The sequence below is a fragment of the Peterkaempfera griseoplana genome (assembly GCF_001418575.1).
Taxonomy (GTDB): domain Bacteria; phylum Actinomycetota; class Actinomycetes; order Streptomycetales; family Streptomycetaceae; genus Peterkaempfera; species Peterkaempfera griseoplana.
On the sequence record NZ_LIQR01000292.1, the window covers coordinates 1 to 15,811 of the forward strand.

Below are 15,811 nucleotides of genomic sequence, written 5' to 3' on the forward strand. Positions count from 1 at the left end.
CTACACCTCCGGCACCACCGGCGCGCCCAAGGGCGCCGTACTCGGCCGCCGGGCCGTCGCCGCCGACCTGGACGCCCTCGCCGCCGCCTGGGCCTGGACCGCCGAGGACACCCTGGTCCACGGACTGCCGCTGTTCCACGTCCACGGGCTGGTCCTGGGCGTCCTCGGCGCGCTGCGCACCGGCAGCCGCCTGGTGCACACGGGCCGCCCCACCCCGGGCGCGTACGCCGCGGCCGCCGGCAGCCTCTACTTCGGCGTGCCCACCGTCTGGTCGCGGATCGCCGCGGACCACACCGCGGCCCGCGCCCTGGCCGGCGCCCGGCTGCTGGTCTCGGGCAGCGCCCCGCTGCCGGTGCCGGTCTTCGAACGGCTGGCGGAGCTGTCGGGCCACCGGCCGGTCGAGCGGTACGGCATGACGGAGACCCTGATCACCGTCTCCACCCGGGCACAGGGCGAGCGGCGGCCGGGAAGCGTCGGACTGCCACTGGAGGGCGTCGAGACCCGGCTGCTCGCCGAGGACGGCGCACCGGTCCCCCGTGACGGGGAGAGCGTGGGTGAGCTCCAGGTGCGCGGCGCCACCCTCTTCGACGGCTATCTGGGCCGTCCGGACGCCGACGCCGAGGCCTGGACCGAGGACGGCTGGTTCCGCACCGGTGATGTGGCCACCGTCGGCGGTGACGGGTTCCACCGCATCGTCGGGCGGGCCTCGGTGGACCTCATCAAGAGCGGCGGGTTCAAGATCGGGGCCGGTGAGGTGGAGGCCGCGCTGCGCGACCATCCGGCCGTCGCCGACGCCGCCGTGGTCGGGGCCCCCGACCCGGACCTGGGGCAGGCCGTGGTCGCCTTCGTGGTCGCCGAGGGAGCGGTGACGGGTGATCAGCTCTCCGCCTTCGTCGCCGAGCGGCTCTCCGTGCACAAGCGGCCCCGCCGGGTGGTGCTGGTGGACGACCTGCCGCGCAACGCCATGGGCAAGGTGCTCAAGAAGCAGCTCACCGAACCGGTGTGACGGCGGGGCACGGGCAAGCCGCGGCGGCCGGTCCGGGGCCACCGGCCCGGGCGACGCCGGGTCGCCCCGCCTGCCCGACCTGGGCTGCCTCGTCCCTTCGCCGGGCAGGGTCGCCCCGGGCCGGGCAGCGGGGTGCGGGGACGGGCCGCTGCCGGGCGGCCCGGTCCGCGGCGGGAGCCGCCCGGGCCCGAGGCGGCCGAGGTCAGGCGGGGGGGATCTCGCCCGAGCCCCGCATCACCAGCCGGGCCGGGAGCTCGATGCGGCGGCCGGGGCCGGTGTGGCCGTCCAGCCGGGCGAAGAGCAGCTGGGCGGCAGTACGGCCGATGCCGGCCGGGTCCTGGGCGACCACGGTGAGCCCGGGGGAGAGCAGGTCGGCGAACTCCAGGTCGTCGAAGCCGACCAGCGCCACCTGCCGGTCCAGGGCGCGCAGCTGACGTACCGCGGCGACGGTGACCCGGTTGTTGCCGCAGAACAGCGCCGTGGCCGCGTGCGGCCCCGAGAGGGCGGCGGCCAGCGCCGCCTCGACCCGTTCGGGGGCGGTGGGACCCATGGCCACCCAGGAGTCGTGCACCGGCAGGCCCGCCTCGGCCATCGCCTCGCGGTAGCCGCGCGCCCGCTCGGCGGCGGTGTGGATGTCCGGGGAGTCGCCGAGGAAGGCGATCCTGCGGTGGCCCTGGCTGATCAGATGGGCGGTGCCCGCGCGGGCACCGGCCGCGTTTGCGGTGAGCACCGTGTCGGCGTCCAGGCCCAGCGGCGGGCGGTCGATGAAGACCGTGGCGATGCCGGCCCGGATCTCGGGCTCCAGATAGCGGTGGTCGGCCCCCGCCGCGGGGACGATCACCAGGCCGTCCACCCGCCGGGCGCAGAAGGCCAGCGCCAGCTGCTCCTCGCGCTCCGGGTCCTCGTCGCTGGAGCCCGTGAAGAGCAGCGAGCCGTGCAGCCGCGAGACCTCCTCGATGGCGCGGCTGAGCGAGGAGTAGAACGGGTCGGCGATGTCCTCCAGCACCAGACCCACGCTGGCCGTGCGGCCCTTGCGCAGGATGCGGGCGCTGTCGTTGCGGCGGAAGCCCAGCGCGGTGATGGCGGTCTGCACCCGCTCCGCGGTGTCGGCGGTGACGCCGGGCTCCCCGTTGACGACCCGGGAGACCGTCTTCAGGCCGACCCCGGCCCGGGCGGCGACGTCCTTCATGGTGGGCCGGTGACCGTAGCGCTGGGCGGGCGGGCCGGCGGTGTCGCCGACGGCGTAGGGGGTTGCTGCCTGCGGCTCGCTCGGCACTGGGGGACCTCCCGGCGTGCGCCTTCGGGACGGATGGGTGGGCCCGTAATGGTACGGATTCCCGGCGCCGCCGCGCTATGGACTGGACAACGTTGTCAGAGATGAGGGACATTACACCGGCCGACAGCGGCTGAAGCGGGGGGCCGGGGTCGCCCGGTGGACCAGGAAGTGAGTGGGCGGATGCAGACGGAGCGCACCGGGACCGAGCCGGACCTTCACGGCACGGCGGGTGCCGCGGTGATCACCGGCGGGACCGGTGATCTGGTGGCCGCCCTCGACATCGGCGGCACCAAGATCGCAGGCGCCCTGGTGGACCTCCGGGGCGGGATCATCGCGTCCGCCCGGCGTCCCACCCGGGCCGGAGAGTCGGGCGAGACGGTGATGGCGGCCGTCACCGAGGTGCTGGACGAACTCGCCGCCCACCCGGCCTGGGAGCGCGTTCGGGGCGTCGGCATCGGCAGCGCCGGGCCGGTGGACGCCGTGCACGGCACCGTCAGCCCCGTCAACATCCCGGGCTGGCGCGAGTTCCCCCTGGTCGAGCGGGTGGTCGGGCACCCCACCGCGGGCGGCCTTCCGGTGGTGCTGATCGGCGACGGAGTCGCGATCACCGCTGCCGAGCACTGGCAGGGCGCCGCCCGGGGCCACGACAACGCGCTCTGCATGGTGGTCTCCACCGGGGTCGGCGGCGGTCTGGTGCTGGGCGGGGCGCTGCACCCCGGCCCGACCGGCAACGCCGGTCACATCGGCCACATCAGCGTGGACCTGGACGGCGACCTCTGCCCCTGCGGCGCCCGCGGCTGTGTGGAGATGCTCGCCAGCGGCACCTCCATCGCCCGGCGCGCCCTGCGGGACGGCTGGCGGCCCACCGGTGACGACACCTCGGCGGCCGCCGTCGCGGCCGCCGCCCGGACCGGCGACCCGGTGGCGCTGGCCGCGTACGACCGGGCCGCGCAGGCGCTGGCGGCGGGCATCGCCGCCACCGCCACCCTGGTGGAGATCGACGTGGCGGTGATCGGCGGCGGGGTCGCCCAGGCCGGGGAGGTGCTCTTCGCCCCGCTGCGCGCCCGGCTCGCCGAGTACGCCACCCTGCCGTTCGTCCGGGGCCTGGAGGTGCGTCCGGCGCAGCTCGGTACCGACGCGGGGCTGGTCGGCGCCGCCGCCGCGGCCATCGAGTCGCTGGGGCTGCGACCGCGCGCCGGGCAGCTCTGAGCGGACGGGCGGTCAGCGCCCGCGGCCGCCCCGGCACCCGCCAGGCCTCCCGGGCGAGTTGGGGTGCCGGGGCATGCGTGGGAGACCGGGGCACGCGGGTAGGAACACAGGGGACGGCGCACCACGGCCGCCCCCTGTGCCCGCAACCACCCGGCCCGCCGCCGGGCCCGGCCGGGCGCGGAGGCCCGCGGGGCGCCGCTGGGGCGCGTCCCGGGGCCGGATGGGACGACAGCAGGGGGCTGTGTGATCATCTGGGTCAATGGGACCTTCGGCGCGGGAAAGTCCAGCGCCTGCCGTGAACTCACCGCGCTGCTGCCGGGCAGCGTCCTCTACGACCCCGAGCCGGTCGGGGCGGCGCTGGCCGCAATGCTGCCGCGGGACCTGACCGCGGGGATCACCGACTACCAGGACCTGCCGTCGTGGCGGCTGCTGGTCCCCGAGGTGGCCGCGGCGCTGCTGGCCGAGGTGCCGGGGCCGCTGGTGGTACCGATGACGCTGCTGCGGCAGGAGTACCGGGACGAGATCTTCGGCGCCCTCGCCGCGCGCCGGATCCCGGTCCACCATGTGCTGCTGCACGCCGACGAAACGATCCTGCGCGCCCGGATCGAGTCCCGCGCCGCGGACCCGGCCCACCCCGCCCGCGGCGAGGAGACCCGGCGGTGGTCCCTGGACCACCTGGCGGCCTATCAGCAGGCCCTGCCCTGGCTCACCGCCGACGCCGAGACCATCGACACCGCGACGCTCACCCCACGCGCCGTCGCCGAGCGGATCGCCGCCCTGGTACGGCGCGGCACCGCGCAGCGCCGCATCGTGCAGACCCCCGAGCCGACCGCCGACACGGTGGCGTCGGCGGTGCTTCTCTTCGACGAGCAGGACCGGGTGCTGCTGGTGGACCCGGTCTACAAGCCCGGCTGGGAGTTCCCCGGCGGAGTGGTCGAGCGGGGAGAGGCGCCCACCCTGGCCGGCGTCCGCGAGGTCGCCGAGGAACTGGGCATCACCCTGGACCGGTCGGCGCTGCGGCTGCTGGTGACCGACTGGGAGCCCCATACCGGCCCCCGGCAGGGCGGTATCCGGCTGGTCTACGACGGCGGCAGGCTGGACGCCGAGGGACGGTCCCGGCTGCGGCTCCCCGCGGACGAGCTGCGCTCCTGGCGGTTCGTCACCCTGAGTGAGGCGGAGGAGCTGCTGCCGCCGGGCCGGGTGCTGCGGCTGGCGGCCGCCCTGCGGGCCCGCAGACGAGGTCAGGCGCTGACCCTGGAGGCCGGAGTCCCGGTGGGGGAGAGGGCCGCGGAGGCGGTGGAGGGCTGACGGCGGTGCCCGGCGCCGCTCACGCCCGGGCGAGGGGCACCGTGGTTGCGTACACGCCGCGGGCGGACTGTGCTGCCGTACGCGGCGCGCGCATCCGCCCGGCACCGCTCGTGCGGGCCCTGGGGCAGCGGGTCCGCAGGAGGGACGGCGTTCCGGCGCCGCCTCGCGCGCGCCGGGCCGGTGGGGCAGGATGGCGCAATGCCGTTCACCCTCAGCCACCCGGCGGCCGTGCTGCCCTTCCTCCGCCACGGCCGGGCCCGCGGCCCGTGGGTGGCCAGTGCGCTGGTCGCCGGGTCGATGGCACCCGATGTGCCGTACTTCGCCGACTCGCTGGTCCACGGCGCCTTCGGCTACGGCGCGGCCACCCACAGCCCCTGGGCGGTCCCCACCCTCGACGTGGCCATCGCGGCGGTCCTGGCGGCGGGCTGGCACGGCCTGCTGCGCGAGCCGCTGACCGCGCTGCTGCCCGACCGCTGGGGCGCGGCCGTCGACGAGCTGACCCGCCGTCGCCGCAGCGGTGTGCGTCCGCGGGACGCAGGCTGGTTCGCCCTCTCGGCCGCGCTGGGTGCGGCCACCCATGTCTGCTGGGACTCCTTCACCCACCACGACCGCGCCGGCGTCCGGCTGCTCCCGGTGCTCAACCGGACCGTGGCCGGGCAGCCGCTGCACCACTGGCTCCAGTACGGCGGCTCGGCGCTGGCCCTGCTCTGGCTGGCCGGCTGGGCGGTCGCCACCACCCGCCGGGCCGCGGACGCCGTAGCTCCCGGCGCAGAACGGCGGCGGCTGCGGCTCCCGGTGCGCACCCGCACCGGGGTGCTCGTCCTCGCCGCCGCGGCCGCCGCCGTGGGCGCCGTCCACCGCACCCACCGCTGGACCGACCTGCACGGCCCCGCGGCCTCCCCGGCGGACCTGGTGCCCACCGTCTGCTTCGGCGCGGGCACCGGCCTGGCCGTCGGCCTGGCGCTCTACGCGGCGGCCGCCCTGGCGCTGCGGCCCCGCGACGCGGACCCTGCGACGACCGGGGAGTGACGCTCGGTCGCCAGGGCGGCGGGCACTCCAGCGGCGACGCCGCATAGGATGGCGCAACGTGACGGACAAGCTCGATGACGTCTGGGACGTCGTGGTGGTCGGCGCAGGGCCGGCCGGATCCTCGGCCGCTTACGCAGCCGCCGCGGCGGGACGCAAGGTACTGCTGCTCGACAAGGTCGAGCACCCACGCTACAAGACCTGCGGGGGAGGGATCATCGGCCCCTCCCGGGACGCCCTGCCGCCGGGGTTCACCCTGCCGCTGCAGGACCGGGTGCACGCCGTCACCTTCGCCCTGGACGGCCGCTGGCAGCGCACCCGGCGCTCCCGGCGGATGATGTTCGGCCTGGTGAACCGGGACGAGTTCGACCACGGGCTGGTCAAGGCCGCGCAGGCGGCCGGGGCGGTGCTGGAGACCGGGGTCACCGTCACCGGTGTGGAGCAGCACGGCGACCGCGTTCCCGACCGCCGCACGGTCGCCCTGCTCACCCAGGACGGCCGCACTCTGCTGGCCCGCGCCGTGGTGGGCGCCGACGGCAGCGCCGGCCGCATCGGCCGGCACGTCGGGGTCTCCTTCGACCAGATCGACCTGGGCCTGGAGGCCGAGATCCCGGTGCCGGAGGAGGTCGCCCGGGCCTGGGCCGGCCGTATCCACCTCGACTGGGGGCCGCTGCCCGGCTCGTACGGCTGGGTGTTCCCCAAGACCGCCTCCCGCAGCCTGACCGTCGGGGTGATCGCCGCCCGCGGGTCGGGGGAGCGCACCAAGCAGTACCTCGCCGACTACATCGGGCGGCTCGGGCTCGCCGGCTTCCCGCCGTCCGTGGAGTCGGGGCACCTCACCCGCTGCCGCGCCGAGGACTCCCCGCTCTCGCGGGGCCGGGTGCTGGTGGCGGGCGACGCGGCGGGGCTCCTGGAGCCCTGGACCAGGGAGGGCATCTCCTACGCCCTGCGCTCCGGCAGGCTGGCCGGCGAGTGGGCGGTCCGGGTCGCCGAGGCCGCCGACGGCGTGGACGTCCGCCGCCAGGCCCTCAACTACGCCTTCGCCATCAAGGCCGGGCTCGGCGTGGAGATGCGGGCGGGCAAGCAGCTGCTGGCCGCCTTCGAGCGGCGCCCCGGGGTGTTCCACGCCGGGGTGACGGCGGTGCCGCCCATCTGGCGGGCCTTCGTCCAGGTCACCCAGGGCGCCACCACCTTCGGTGAGGCGATGCGCAACTACCGCGGTGTGCGGCGGCTGATGGCGGTCGCCACCCGCTGAGACGCCGCCCGCCGCAACGTCCCCCGGGGTACGCCGGGGGCTGTGCCGTGGCACCCAGGGTGCCACCCCGGAGGCCCGGGCCTCGGTACCCGCCGGAGCGGCCGTGGTGTGCCGTACGCCCTCCCCCGTGACCCCGTCCGGGGGAGGGCATGGCCGCGGTCCGGGCCGGCCCGGCGACGCGGACGGGATGTGCCGCGCGCCGGACGGCCCCGCTCAACTCGCCGGGTCCAGCCCCAGGTGCTGCTCCAGCCGCTCGATCCGGTCGGCCAGCGGCTGCAGCTCCCGGCGGACCGCCGTCGCGAGGGCCTGTGCCGCTCCGGCGGGCACGGCGGCGGCCTCCCCGCCGGTGGGCTGCTGGGTCTGGGCGCGCAGATGGACGTACCCCGCCAGGGCGGCCGAGACCGCGCGGCGGGTGAGCCGGGGTTCGGCCCCCAGGGCGCGCAGCACCTGGCCCCCCGTGCCGTCGGGTTCGGACGTGAGGCCGAGCAGCAGGTGCTCGCAGCCGACGTAGTTGTGGCCCAGTGAGGTCGCCTCGCTGACGGCCAGCTCCAGGGCGTTGGCGGCGGGGCCGCTGAGGCGGCGCGGGCCCGGGCCGTCGTCCGCCCCGGCGGCGGCGGGCTCCTGCTCCGGTGTCCGGCGGGAGAGGTCGCGCTGCACCTGGGCGGGCTCGATCTCCAGGGCCCGCAGCACCTGGAGGGCCAGGTTGCCGCCCTCCGCGAGCAGTCCGCCGAGCAGCTGCGCGGTGCCGATCCCGGCCGCCCCCTGCTGCCCTGACTGCTCCCCCGCCTGCGCCTCCGCCTGTTCCACGGCGAGCTTCAGCGCGGCGCGCGTCCTGGCGGTGAAGTGGGCCAGCGCCCCGGTGGGCTCCTGGAGGTCCAGGTCGCCGAGGGCGGTCTCCCGGATGGCGGTCACCCGGCGTACGGCCTGCTCCAGGGCCCGCTGGCAGATCGCCGAGACCGGCAGGCCGGCCTCCTTGACGGCTTCCGCGAGGTCGTCCGGCAGATAGACGTTGATCTTCGGCATGGAGGTGTGCTCCCTGCAGTCGGAGGGTCTGTACCCCCAAGGTAACCCTACAGGGGTTATATATCGATGTGGATGCGCAAAGTCACAGGCGCATCACGGGAGCGCTCCCACGAAATCTCAGATTGGTCACGCAAGGGGATTACATGTGCGCGACATTCGTGGTTACGCTCAGCCCCGACACTGCGGGAGCGCTCCCACGCCGTTCTCGTGGCGTCCACTCACGCCCTCTCCCACCCGAGAGCACGGAGGACAACACTGTGACACCCCCGATAAGCATCCGGCCCGGTGCCGGATCGCCCGCCGGACCGGCCCCCGTCCGGCGTCCGCGCCGCGCCAGGGCGGCCGCCGCCGTCCTGGCCGCCGCCGCACTGTCCGGCGGCATGCTGCTGGCCGCCCAGGGCACCGCGGGCGCCGCGGTGCAGGGCAGCCTGCCCGCGGACACCCAGTTCTACAAGGACCCGGCCTCACAGGTCGTCAGGTGGGTCGCCGCCAACCCCGGTGACTCCCGCGAGCCGGTGATCGCCAAGCGGATCGCCAGCCAGGCCCAGGGCATCTGGTTCGCCAACTACCGCCCGGACACCGTCACCTCGGACGTCAGCAAGATCACCTCTGCGGCGGCCGCCGCCGGTCAGGTGCCGGTGCTGGTGGTGTACGAGATCCCCAACCGCGACTGCGGCGGCGCCTCCGCCGGTGGCGCGCCCGACCTGGCCTCCTACGGCGCCTGGGTGCAGAAGTTCGCGGCCGGGCTGGGCGGCGGCAAGTCGATCGTCATCCTGGAGCCGGACTCGATCGCGCTCACCACCTGCCTCTCCGCCCAGCAGCAGAGCGACCGTTTCGCCGCCCTGTCGCAGGCCGGTGCCACCATCCACGCCGCGGCCCCGGGCGCCAAGGTCTACATGGACGGCGGCCACTCGGCCTGGAACAGCGCCTCGGAGCAGGCCTCCCGACTGCGCAGCGCGGGCATCCTGACCAACGCCGACGGTGTCTTCAGCAACGTCTCCAACTTCAACACCACGGCCAACGAGGTCTCCTTCGACAAGGCGATCCTCTCGGCGCTGGGCAACCCGTCCAATCTGCACGCGGTGGTGGACACCAGCCGCAACGGCAACGGCCCTGCCGGCGGCGGCGCCTGGTGCGACCCGTCCGGACGGCAGATCGGCAACTACCCGACCGCGGCCACCGGGGACGCGTCGATCGACGCCTACCTGTGGGTGAAGCCTCCGGGTGAGGCGGACGGATGCGCCGGCACCGCGGGCACCTTCATGCCCGATGTCGCCTACGCCCTGGCCTCGGGCGCGCAGGACCCGCCCTCCGGCCCGTCCACCCCGCCGACCTCGCAGCCGCCCACGTCGCAGCCGCCGACCTCGCAGCCCCCGACGTCCCAGCCTCCGACGTCGCAGCCTCCGACGTCCCAGCCGCCGACCGGTTCGGCCGCCTGCACGGTGACCTACAAGCCCAACTCCTGGTCCAACGGCTTCACGGCGGACGTCACCGTGAAGAACTCCGGCAGTGCGGCGATCTCCAGCTGGACGCTCAAGTGGACCTTCCCGGGCGACCAGAAGATCACCAGCGCCTGGAACGCCCAGGTCAGCCAGTCCGGAAGTGCGGTCACCGCGGCCAACGCCAGCTACAACGGCACCCTGGCGGCGGGCGCTTCGACCAGCTTCGGCTTCCAGGGCACCTATGCGGCGTCCAACGCGACGCCGACCGCGTTCACCCTCAACGGAGCGGCCTGCAGCGTCGGCTGACGACCTGACCGCCCCCCAGCGTGCCGCCGATCGGAGTCCGGGCCGGTCGGCGGCACCCTTTTCCCGCGCCGGTGGCGGGCCCGCTGATCAGCGGCCGGCCGCCGGCGCGGGCTGCGCCGTCTCCACCCGGGGGCGGCTGCCGCCGGCGGCGAGGAAGCGGTCCACCGGCAGCGTCGCCGCTCCCCGGGTGACCGCGTCCGGTCCCAGGTCGCCGAGGGTGATGCGGGTCTGGGAGAAGGGGTGGTGCAGCGCGTACTCGCGGGCCGTCTCCCGGATCCGGGGCAGCAGCCCGGCGCCCAGCAGCAGACCCGCCCAGCCGCCGATCACTATCCGCTCGGGGTTGAAGAGGTTGATCAGGTTGGCCACCCCGGCGCCGATGTGCACGGCCGTGTCGTCGAGCACCGTCCGTGCGGCGGGGGAGTCGGCCCGGGCCAGCAGCGCGGCCAGCGCCGACTCCTCGTCGGGGGCGTCCCGGACCGCCGGGTCGTCGACGGTCTCCAGATAGCGCGCGATCACCGACTCGGCGCCGATGTACGCCTCCAGGCACCCCCGGGAGCCGCAGCGGCAGCGGCGTCCGCCGACCTGGACCGTGGTGTGGCCCCACTCCCCGGCGCTGCTGGTCGACCCGCGGTACGGCGATCCGGCGGTCACCACCGAGGCGCCCACCCCGGAGCCGATCAGCGCCACCACGGTGTTGCGTGAGCCGCGCCCGGCGCCGAACCACATCTCCGCCTGGCCCATGGTGACCGCGCCGTTGTCGATGAAGAGCGGCAGGTCGGTGAACTCGCGCAGCATCCGCTCCAGCGGGACCGCGTCCCAGCCGTTGGTCTGGCCGTGCACCACCGCGTCGGGGGAGTGCTGCACCACACCGGGTACGCCTATGCCGATGCCCAGCAGCGCGGGGCCGCCGGGCCGCTCGTCCGCGAGCACCGTCTCCAGGCCGGTGCGGATCCGGGCGGCGACCTCGGGCGCGGTGAAACCGCCCGCGTCCAGCGGCAGATCGGTCGCGGCGAGCTGCTCCAGGTCGAGGTCGAAGAGCTCGACCCGCACCCGGGTCTCGCCGACGTCCACGCCCACCACGTGCAGGGCGGAGGAGTTGACCCGCAGCAGGATGCGGGGCCGGCCGCCCTCGGACTCCAGCGCCCCGGCCTCCACCACCAGGCCGTCCTCGATGAGGTCGGCGATGACATTGCTGACGGAGGCGGCGCTCAGGCTGGTGGTGTGGATGAGGTCCTGCCGGCTGAGCGGCCCGCCGAAGTAGAGGCGGCGCAGCAGCAGGGAACGGTTGGACCGGCGCAGGTCGCGGACCGTCTGCAGATTGCGCTCGGCCATCTGCCGTCTCCCTGGTGTTGTCGCAGTTGCTGTCATGAGCACGGGGAAGCCCTGTGAAAACTCTTGACGCAGCCTAACCGCATGGGTTGAATCACGCCTTGAAATAAGTCCGGGCGTCCGGTGCGGCGCCACGCCCGGCCATTCCGTGCTGCCCTCTCCCTCACCGGAACACCACCACCCCGGCACACCAGCACCCCCACATCACCACCACCCGAGACCTCACCCCCACCGGAACGCCACCGAAAGGCAGAGCCGCATGCCCTCCCACCGCACCACCGGCCGCCTCAGGCCCCCCTTGCGCGGCACGGTCGCGGCAGCCCTCTCCGGGCTGCTCGCCGCCGCCGGGCTGCTCACCGCGACGCCGGCCCACGCCGCCGGCGAGACCGTCAACGTCTGGCTGACCACCACCGACGACGCCGGCGGCCGCCATGTCACCCGCGGCCTGCAGCAGCAGACGGCCGTGGCCTTCACCGCCGGGACCGGCGGGTCCGGGCAGAACGTCACCGTCGACGAGGGAACCCGCTACCAGCAGTTCACCGGCGGCGGCGCCTCCTTCACCGACACCGCGGCCTGGCTGCTCAACTCCAGCGGGGCCCTCTCCGCGGCCACCCGCACCTCGGTGATGCAGAAGCTCTTCGACCCCGCCGCCGGGATCGGGCTCTCCTTCCTGCGCAACCCCATGGGAGCCTCCGACCTCGCCCGCTACGGCTACACCTACGACGACGTCGCGGCCGGGCAGTCGGACCCCGACCTCACCAGCTTCTCCATCGCCCACGACCTGGCCGACGTGGTCCCGCTGACCAAGCAGGCCCGGCAGCTCAACCCCAAGCTCACCGTGATGGCCACCCCCTGGACGGCCCCGGCCTGGATGAAGGACAGCGGCAGCCTCAACGGCGGCTGGCTGAAGGCCGAGGACTACCCCGCCTACGCCCAGTACTTCGTCAAGTACCTCCAGGCGTACCAGGCACAGGGCGCCCCGGTGAACTACGTCACCGTGCAGAACGAACCCACCTGCTGCGGCGGCTACCCCTCCATGAGCTGGAACGGCTCCGGCCTCCAGTACTTCACCAAGACCAACCTGCTGCCCGCACTGCACGCCGCCGGCCTCTCCACCAAGGTGCTGGCGCTGGACTGGAACTGGGACACCTACTCCGGCTACGGCGCGCCGGTGGTCGACGACGCCACGATCCGCAACGACTCCCTCTTCGGCGGCATCGCCTGGCACGGCTACGGCGGCGACGTCTCCGCGCAGACCACCGTGCACAACCAGTACCCCTCGGTGGACGCCTTCGACACCGAGCACTCCGGCGGCACCTGGATCACCGACCAGCAGCAGGAGGACATGCACAACATCATCGACTACACCCGCAACTGGGGTAAGTCGGTGACCAAGTGGTCCCTGGCCGTCGACCAGAACATGGGCCCGCACAACGGCGGCTGCGGCACCTGCACCGGCCTGGTCACCGTGCACAACGGCGACAGCCGCAGCGGGCAGGTGGACTACACCGTCGAGTACTACGACATGGGCCATCTCACCAAGTTCGTGCAGCCCGGGGCCTACCGGATCGCCTCCACCGCCTCCACCGCCGTGCCCAACGTCGCCTGGCTCAACCCCGACGGCTCCAAGGCACTGGTCGCCTACAACGACTCCGGCGCCACCCAGACCCTGCGGGTGAACTGGGGCGGGCAGAACTTCGCGTACACCCTGCCCGCGCACACCACCGCCACCTTCACCTGGAGCGGCACCCAGTCCGGCGGCGGCGCGCACACCGGTGCGATCACCGGCCTGGCGGGCAAGTGCGCGGACGTGGCGGGCGCCAACAGCGCCAACGGCACCCAGGTGCAGCTGTACGACTGCAACGGCACCGCGGCCCAGCAGTGGACCGTGGGCACCGACGGCACCGTCCGCGCCCTGGGCAAGTGCCTGGACGTGGCCTCCGCCTCCACCGCCGACGGCGCCAGGGTGCAGCTGTACGACTGCAACGGCACCGCCGCCCAGCAGTGGACGTACACCTCCGGACACGACCTGGTGAACCCGCAGGCCAACAAGTGCCTGGACGTCACCGGCAACACCTCGGCCAACGCCACCCCGCTGCAGATCTGGACCTGCACCGGGGCAGCCAACCAGAAGTGGACCGTCCCCAGCTCCTGATCCCTCGCTCCGACCCCTCGTCCCCGGCGGCGGTCACCTCGCCGCCGGGACGGGAGGCTCGGCCGCCTCCGGGGCGCCGGTTGCGCCCGCCGGTACCCCCGCGCTCCTGCCTTGCCCCCTCGTCGCCCCTCCTGGTCCGTCTTCGGTGAGGAGGGGGCCCTGTCCCTCCCCGCCGTCGGAGGGCGCGCCGCCGTCGGCTCGCCCGCCCGCCCCTGTCGGGAAAGAAGCAAGCATGCTTGTTTCTTTCGGGCGGAGGTGCCACTCTTCGGGGCAGACGGCAGTGACGCCCCCTCAGGCGGAGGACATCCCCCATGGTGGACACCCGCACCCTGCTCGACGACCTGCTCGCCGAAGGCGACGAGGTCGACGCCCTGGTCAGCGGACCCGGGGCGGACCACTGGCACCACCCCACCCCGGCCCCCGGCTGGACCGTCGCCCACCAGGTCGCCCATCTGGCCTGGACCGACGCCCAGGCGCTCCTCGCCGCCACCGACCCAGGCGCCTTCGCCCGCGTCCTGGCCCGCGCCGCCGCCAACCCCGCCCACCTGGCCGACATCGAGGCCGCCCACGGCGCCGAGCAGCCCCGTGAGCAGCTGCTGGCCGCCTGGCGCACCGGACGGGCCGCACTGGACGAGGCCCTGGCGGCCGTCGCACCCGGCGGCCGGATGCCCTGGTTCGGGCCGCCCATGGGCACCGCCTCCATGGCCACCGGCAGGTTGATGGAGTACTGGGCCCACGGCCAGGACATCGCCGACGCCCTGGGGGTGACCCGCACCCCCACCGCCCGGCTGCGGCATGTGGCCCGGATGGGCGTCCGCGCCCGCGACTACGCCTACGCCGTACGGGGGGAGCAGCCGCCGGCCGGCGAGTTCCGGGTGGAGCTCACCGCGCCCGACGGCGACACCTGGGCCTGGGGGCCCGACGACGCACCGGGGAGGGTGACCGGCCCCGCGCTGGACTTCTGCCTGCTCGCCACCCGCCGCCGCCACCGCGACGACCTCGCCCTCAAGGCCCACGGCGCGGACGCGGACCACTGGCTGGACATCGCCCAGACCTTCGCCGGCCCCGCCGGGGACGGCCGCACACCCGGGCAGTTCTCATGAGCGCCCCCGCGGCGCCGCCGCCGCTGCGGATCGGCAACGCCTCAGGCTTCTACGGCGACCGCTTCGGGGCGTTGCGTGAGATGCTCACCGGAGGTCCGCTGGACGTCCTCACCGGCGACTACCTCGCCGAGCTCACCATGCTCATCCTCGCCAGGGACCGCGCCAAGGACCCCTCCCGCGGCTATGCCCGCACCTTTCTGAAGCAGCTGGAGGAGGCGCTGGGCCTCGCCGTCGAGCGCGGCGTCAGCATCGTGGTCAACGCCGGCGGTCTCAACCCCGCAGGGCTCGCCCAGGCCGTGCGGGACCTCGCCGGGAAACTGGGCGTCCCCGCCACGGTCGCCCATGTCGAGGGCGACGACCTGCTGCCCCGCGCCGCCGAACTCGGCCTGCCGGAGGGCCTGCTGGCCGCCAACGCCTACCTCGGCGCCCGGGGGATCGCCGCCTGCCTGGAGGCCGGTGCCGACGTGGTGGTCACCGGCCGGGTCACCGACGCCTCCCTGGTCGTCGGCCCCGCCGCGGCGCACTTCGGCTGGCGCTGGGACGACTTCGACGCCCTGGCCGGAGCGACCGCCGCCGGCCACGTCCTGGAGTGCGGCGCCCAGGCCACCGGGGGCAACTACGCCTTCTTCACCGAGCACGACATGCGCCGCCCCGGCTTCCCCCTCGCGGAGATCCACCCCGACGGCAGCAGCGTCATCACCAAGCACCCCGGCACCGGCGGCGCCGTCACCGTGGAGACGGTCACCGCCCAGCTGCTCTACGAGACCGGCCCCGCCCGCTACGCCGGGCCCGATGTCACCACCCGGCTGGACACCGTACGGCTCCACCAGGACGGCCCCGACCGGGTCGCCGTCACCGGCGTCCGCGGAGAGGCGCCGCCGCCCACCCTGAAGGCCGGGCTCAACCGGCTCGGCGGCTGGCAGAACGAGGTCGTCTTCGTCCTCACCGGCCTGGACGTCGACGCCAAGGCCGCCCTGGCCCGCGACCAGCTGGAGACCGCCCTCGGCAGGCGCCGTCCCGCCGAGGTTCGCTGGACCCTCGCCCGTACCGACCGGCCGGACGCCGACGTCCAGGAGGAGGCCAGTGCCCTGCTCCACCTCTCCGTCAAGGACCCCGACGCCACCGCCGTCGGACGGGCCGTCAGCGCCGCCGCCGTGGAGCTCGCCCTGGCCAGCTACCCGGGGTTCCATGTCACCGCCCCGCCCTCCGACGGCTCGCCGTACGGGGTGTTCGACTCCGCCCACCTGGACGCCGCGGCCGTCCCGCACACCGCCGTCCTCCCGGACGGCAGGCGCGTCGACATCCCCCCTGCCCCGCTGACCCGGCCCCTCGACGACCTCCCCGAGGCACCGCTGCCCGAACCGCCGCCCCCC

The 15,811-nt window shown here is 74.9% G+C and carries 12 protein-coding genes; 9 read left to right on the forward strand and 3 right to left on the reverse strand.

Annotated features, from left to right (window positions below; translation table 11 throughout):
- A partial coding sequence (locus AOK09_RS21550) for an AMP-binding protein (RefSeq protein WP_055588866.1) occupies positions 1-1,006 on the forward strand: 1,006 nt, incomplete at its 5' end.
- A gap of 202 nt (positions 1,007-1,208) precedes the next feature.
- Here the strand turns inward: AOK09_RS21550 and AOK09_RS21555 are convergent.
- Entirely contained in the window at positions 1,209-2,195 is a 987-nt protein-coding gene (locus tag AOK09_RS21555) for a LacI family DNA-binding transcriptional regulator (protein ID WP_055588874.1), read from the reverse strand.
- A gap of 267 nt (positions 2,196-2,462) precedes the next feature.
- Between AOK09_RS21555 and AOK09_RS21560 the strand changes: the two genes are divergently transcribed.
- The 4 genes from AOK09_RS21560 (at position 2,463) to AOK09_RS21575 (ending at position 7,080) form a co-directional block, all read left to right on the forward strand.
- The gene (locus AOK09_RS21560) at positions 2,463-3,491 is read left to right on the forward strand and encodes an ROK family protein (RefSeq protein ID WP_079063289.1); all 1,029 of its coding nucleotides are present in this window, start codon (positions 2,463-2,465) and stop codon (positions 3,489-3,491) included.
- A gap of 243 nt (positions 3,492-3,734) precedes the next feature.
- Complete coding sequence (locus tag AOK09_RS21565; protein ID WP_055588867.1) at positions 3,735-4,799, forward strand: NUDIX hydrolase; 1,065 nt, start codon at positions 3,735-3,737, stop codon at positions 4,797-4,799.
- 198 nt (positions 4,800-4,997) lie between these two features.
- On the forward strand, positions 4,998-5,828 hold the full coding sequence (locus AOK09_RS21570; protein ID WP_055588868.1) for a DUF4184 family protein: 831 nt from the start codon (positions 4,998-5,000) through the stop codon (positions 5,826-5,828).
- A 58-nt stretch (positions 5,829-5,886) separates the two neighbouring features.
- Positions 5,887-7,080 (forward strand): geranylgeranyl reductase family protein, encoded by a 1,194-nt coding sequence (locus AOK09_RS21575; RefSeq protein ID WP_245687409.1) that lies wholly within the window; start codon positions 5,887-5,889, stop codon positions 7,078-7,080.
- Positions 7,081-7,293: 213 nt separating this feature from the next.
- Here AOK09_RS21575 and AOK09_RS21580 read toward each other — a convergent pair whose 3' ends face one another.
- Positions 7,294-8,103, reverse strand: a complete 810-nt coding sequence (locus tag AOK09_RS21580) for a Clp protease N-terminal domain-containing protein (RefSeq protein ID WP_055588870.1) — start codon at positions 8,101-8,103, stop codon at positions 7,294-7,296.
- A gap of 257 nt (positions 8,104-8,360) precedes the next feature.
- On the opposite strand from AOK09_RS21580, the gene AOK09_RS43485 reads away from it, so the two are divergent.
- Entirely contained in the window at positions 8,361-9,851 is a 1,491-nt protein-coding gene (locus AOK09_RS43485; protein ID WP_322973200.1) for a glycoside hydrolase family 6 protein, read from the forward strand.
- A gap of 87 nt (positions 9,852-9,938) precedes the next feature.
- On the opposite strand, the gene AOK09_RS21590 is transcribed toward AOK09_RS43485, so the two are convergent.
- Positions 9,939-11,183: an ROK family transcriptional regulator gene (locus tag AOK09_RS21590; protein WP_055588871.1), complete on the reverse strand. Its 1,245-nt coding sequence runs from the start codon at positions 11,181-11,183 to the stop codon at positions 9,939-9,941.
- A gap of 256 nt (positions 11,184-11,439) precedes the next feature.
- Between AOK09_RS21590 and AOK09_RS21595 the strand changes: the two genes are divergently transcribed.
- The 3 genes from AOK09_RS21595 to AOK09_RS21605 all read left to right on the forward strand — a co-directional run.
- Positions 11,440-13,335 carry a ricin-type beta-trefoil lectin domain protein gene (locus AOK09_RS21595; RefSeq protein WP_079063290.1) on the forward strand — a complete coding sequence of 632 codons (1,896 nt, stop codon included), beginning with the start codon at positions 11,440-11,442 and terminating at the stop codon, positions 13,333-13,335.
- A 311-nt stretch (positions 13,336-13,646) separates the two neighbouring features.
- Complete coding sequence (locus tag AOK09_RS21600; protein WP_055588872.1) at positions 13,647-14,438, forward strand: TIGR03084 family metal-binding protein; 792 nt, start codon at positions 13,647-13,649, stop codon at positions 14,436-14,438.
- The coding region (locus AOK09_RS21605) for an acyclic terpene utilization AtuA family protein (protein WP_055588873.1) at positions 14,435-15,811 on the forward strand (1,377 nt) is incomplete at its 3' end. The genes AOK09_RS21600 and AOK09_RS21605, both read left to right, overlap by 4 nt.

Bases quoted from the DNA above. Each gene is read 5' to 3' on its own strand.
- AOK09_RS21555 (WP_055588874.1), bottom strand. From the start codon at position 2,195: ATGAAGGACGTCGCCGCCCGGGCCGGGGTCGGCCTGAAGACGGTCTCC.
- AOK09_RS21560 (WP_079063289.1), top strand. From the start codon at position 2,463: ATGCAGACGGAGCGCACCGGGACCGAGCCGGACCTTCACGGCACGGCG.
- AOK09_RS21570 (WP_055588868.1), top strand. From the start codon at position 4,998: ATGCCGTTCACCCTCAGCCACCCGGCGGCCGTGCTGCCCTTCCTCCGC.
- AOK09_RS21580 (WP_055588870.1), bottom strand. From the start codon at position 8,103: ATGCCGAAGATCAACGTCTATCTGCCGGACGACCTCGCGGAAGCCGTC.
- AOK09_RS21590 (WP_055588871.1), bottom strand. From the start codon at position 11,183: ATGGCCGAGCGCAATCTGCAGACGGTCCGCGACCTGCGCCGGTCCAAC.
- AOK09_RS21595 (WP_079063290.1), top strand. From the start codon at position 11,440: ATGCCCTCCCACCGCACCACCGGCCGCCTCAGGCCCCCCTTGCGCGGC.
- AOK09_RS21600 (WP_055588872.1), top strand. From the start codon at position 13,647: ATGGTGGACACCCGCACCCTGCTCGACGACCTGCTCGCCGAAGGCGAC.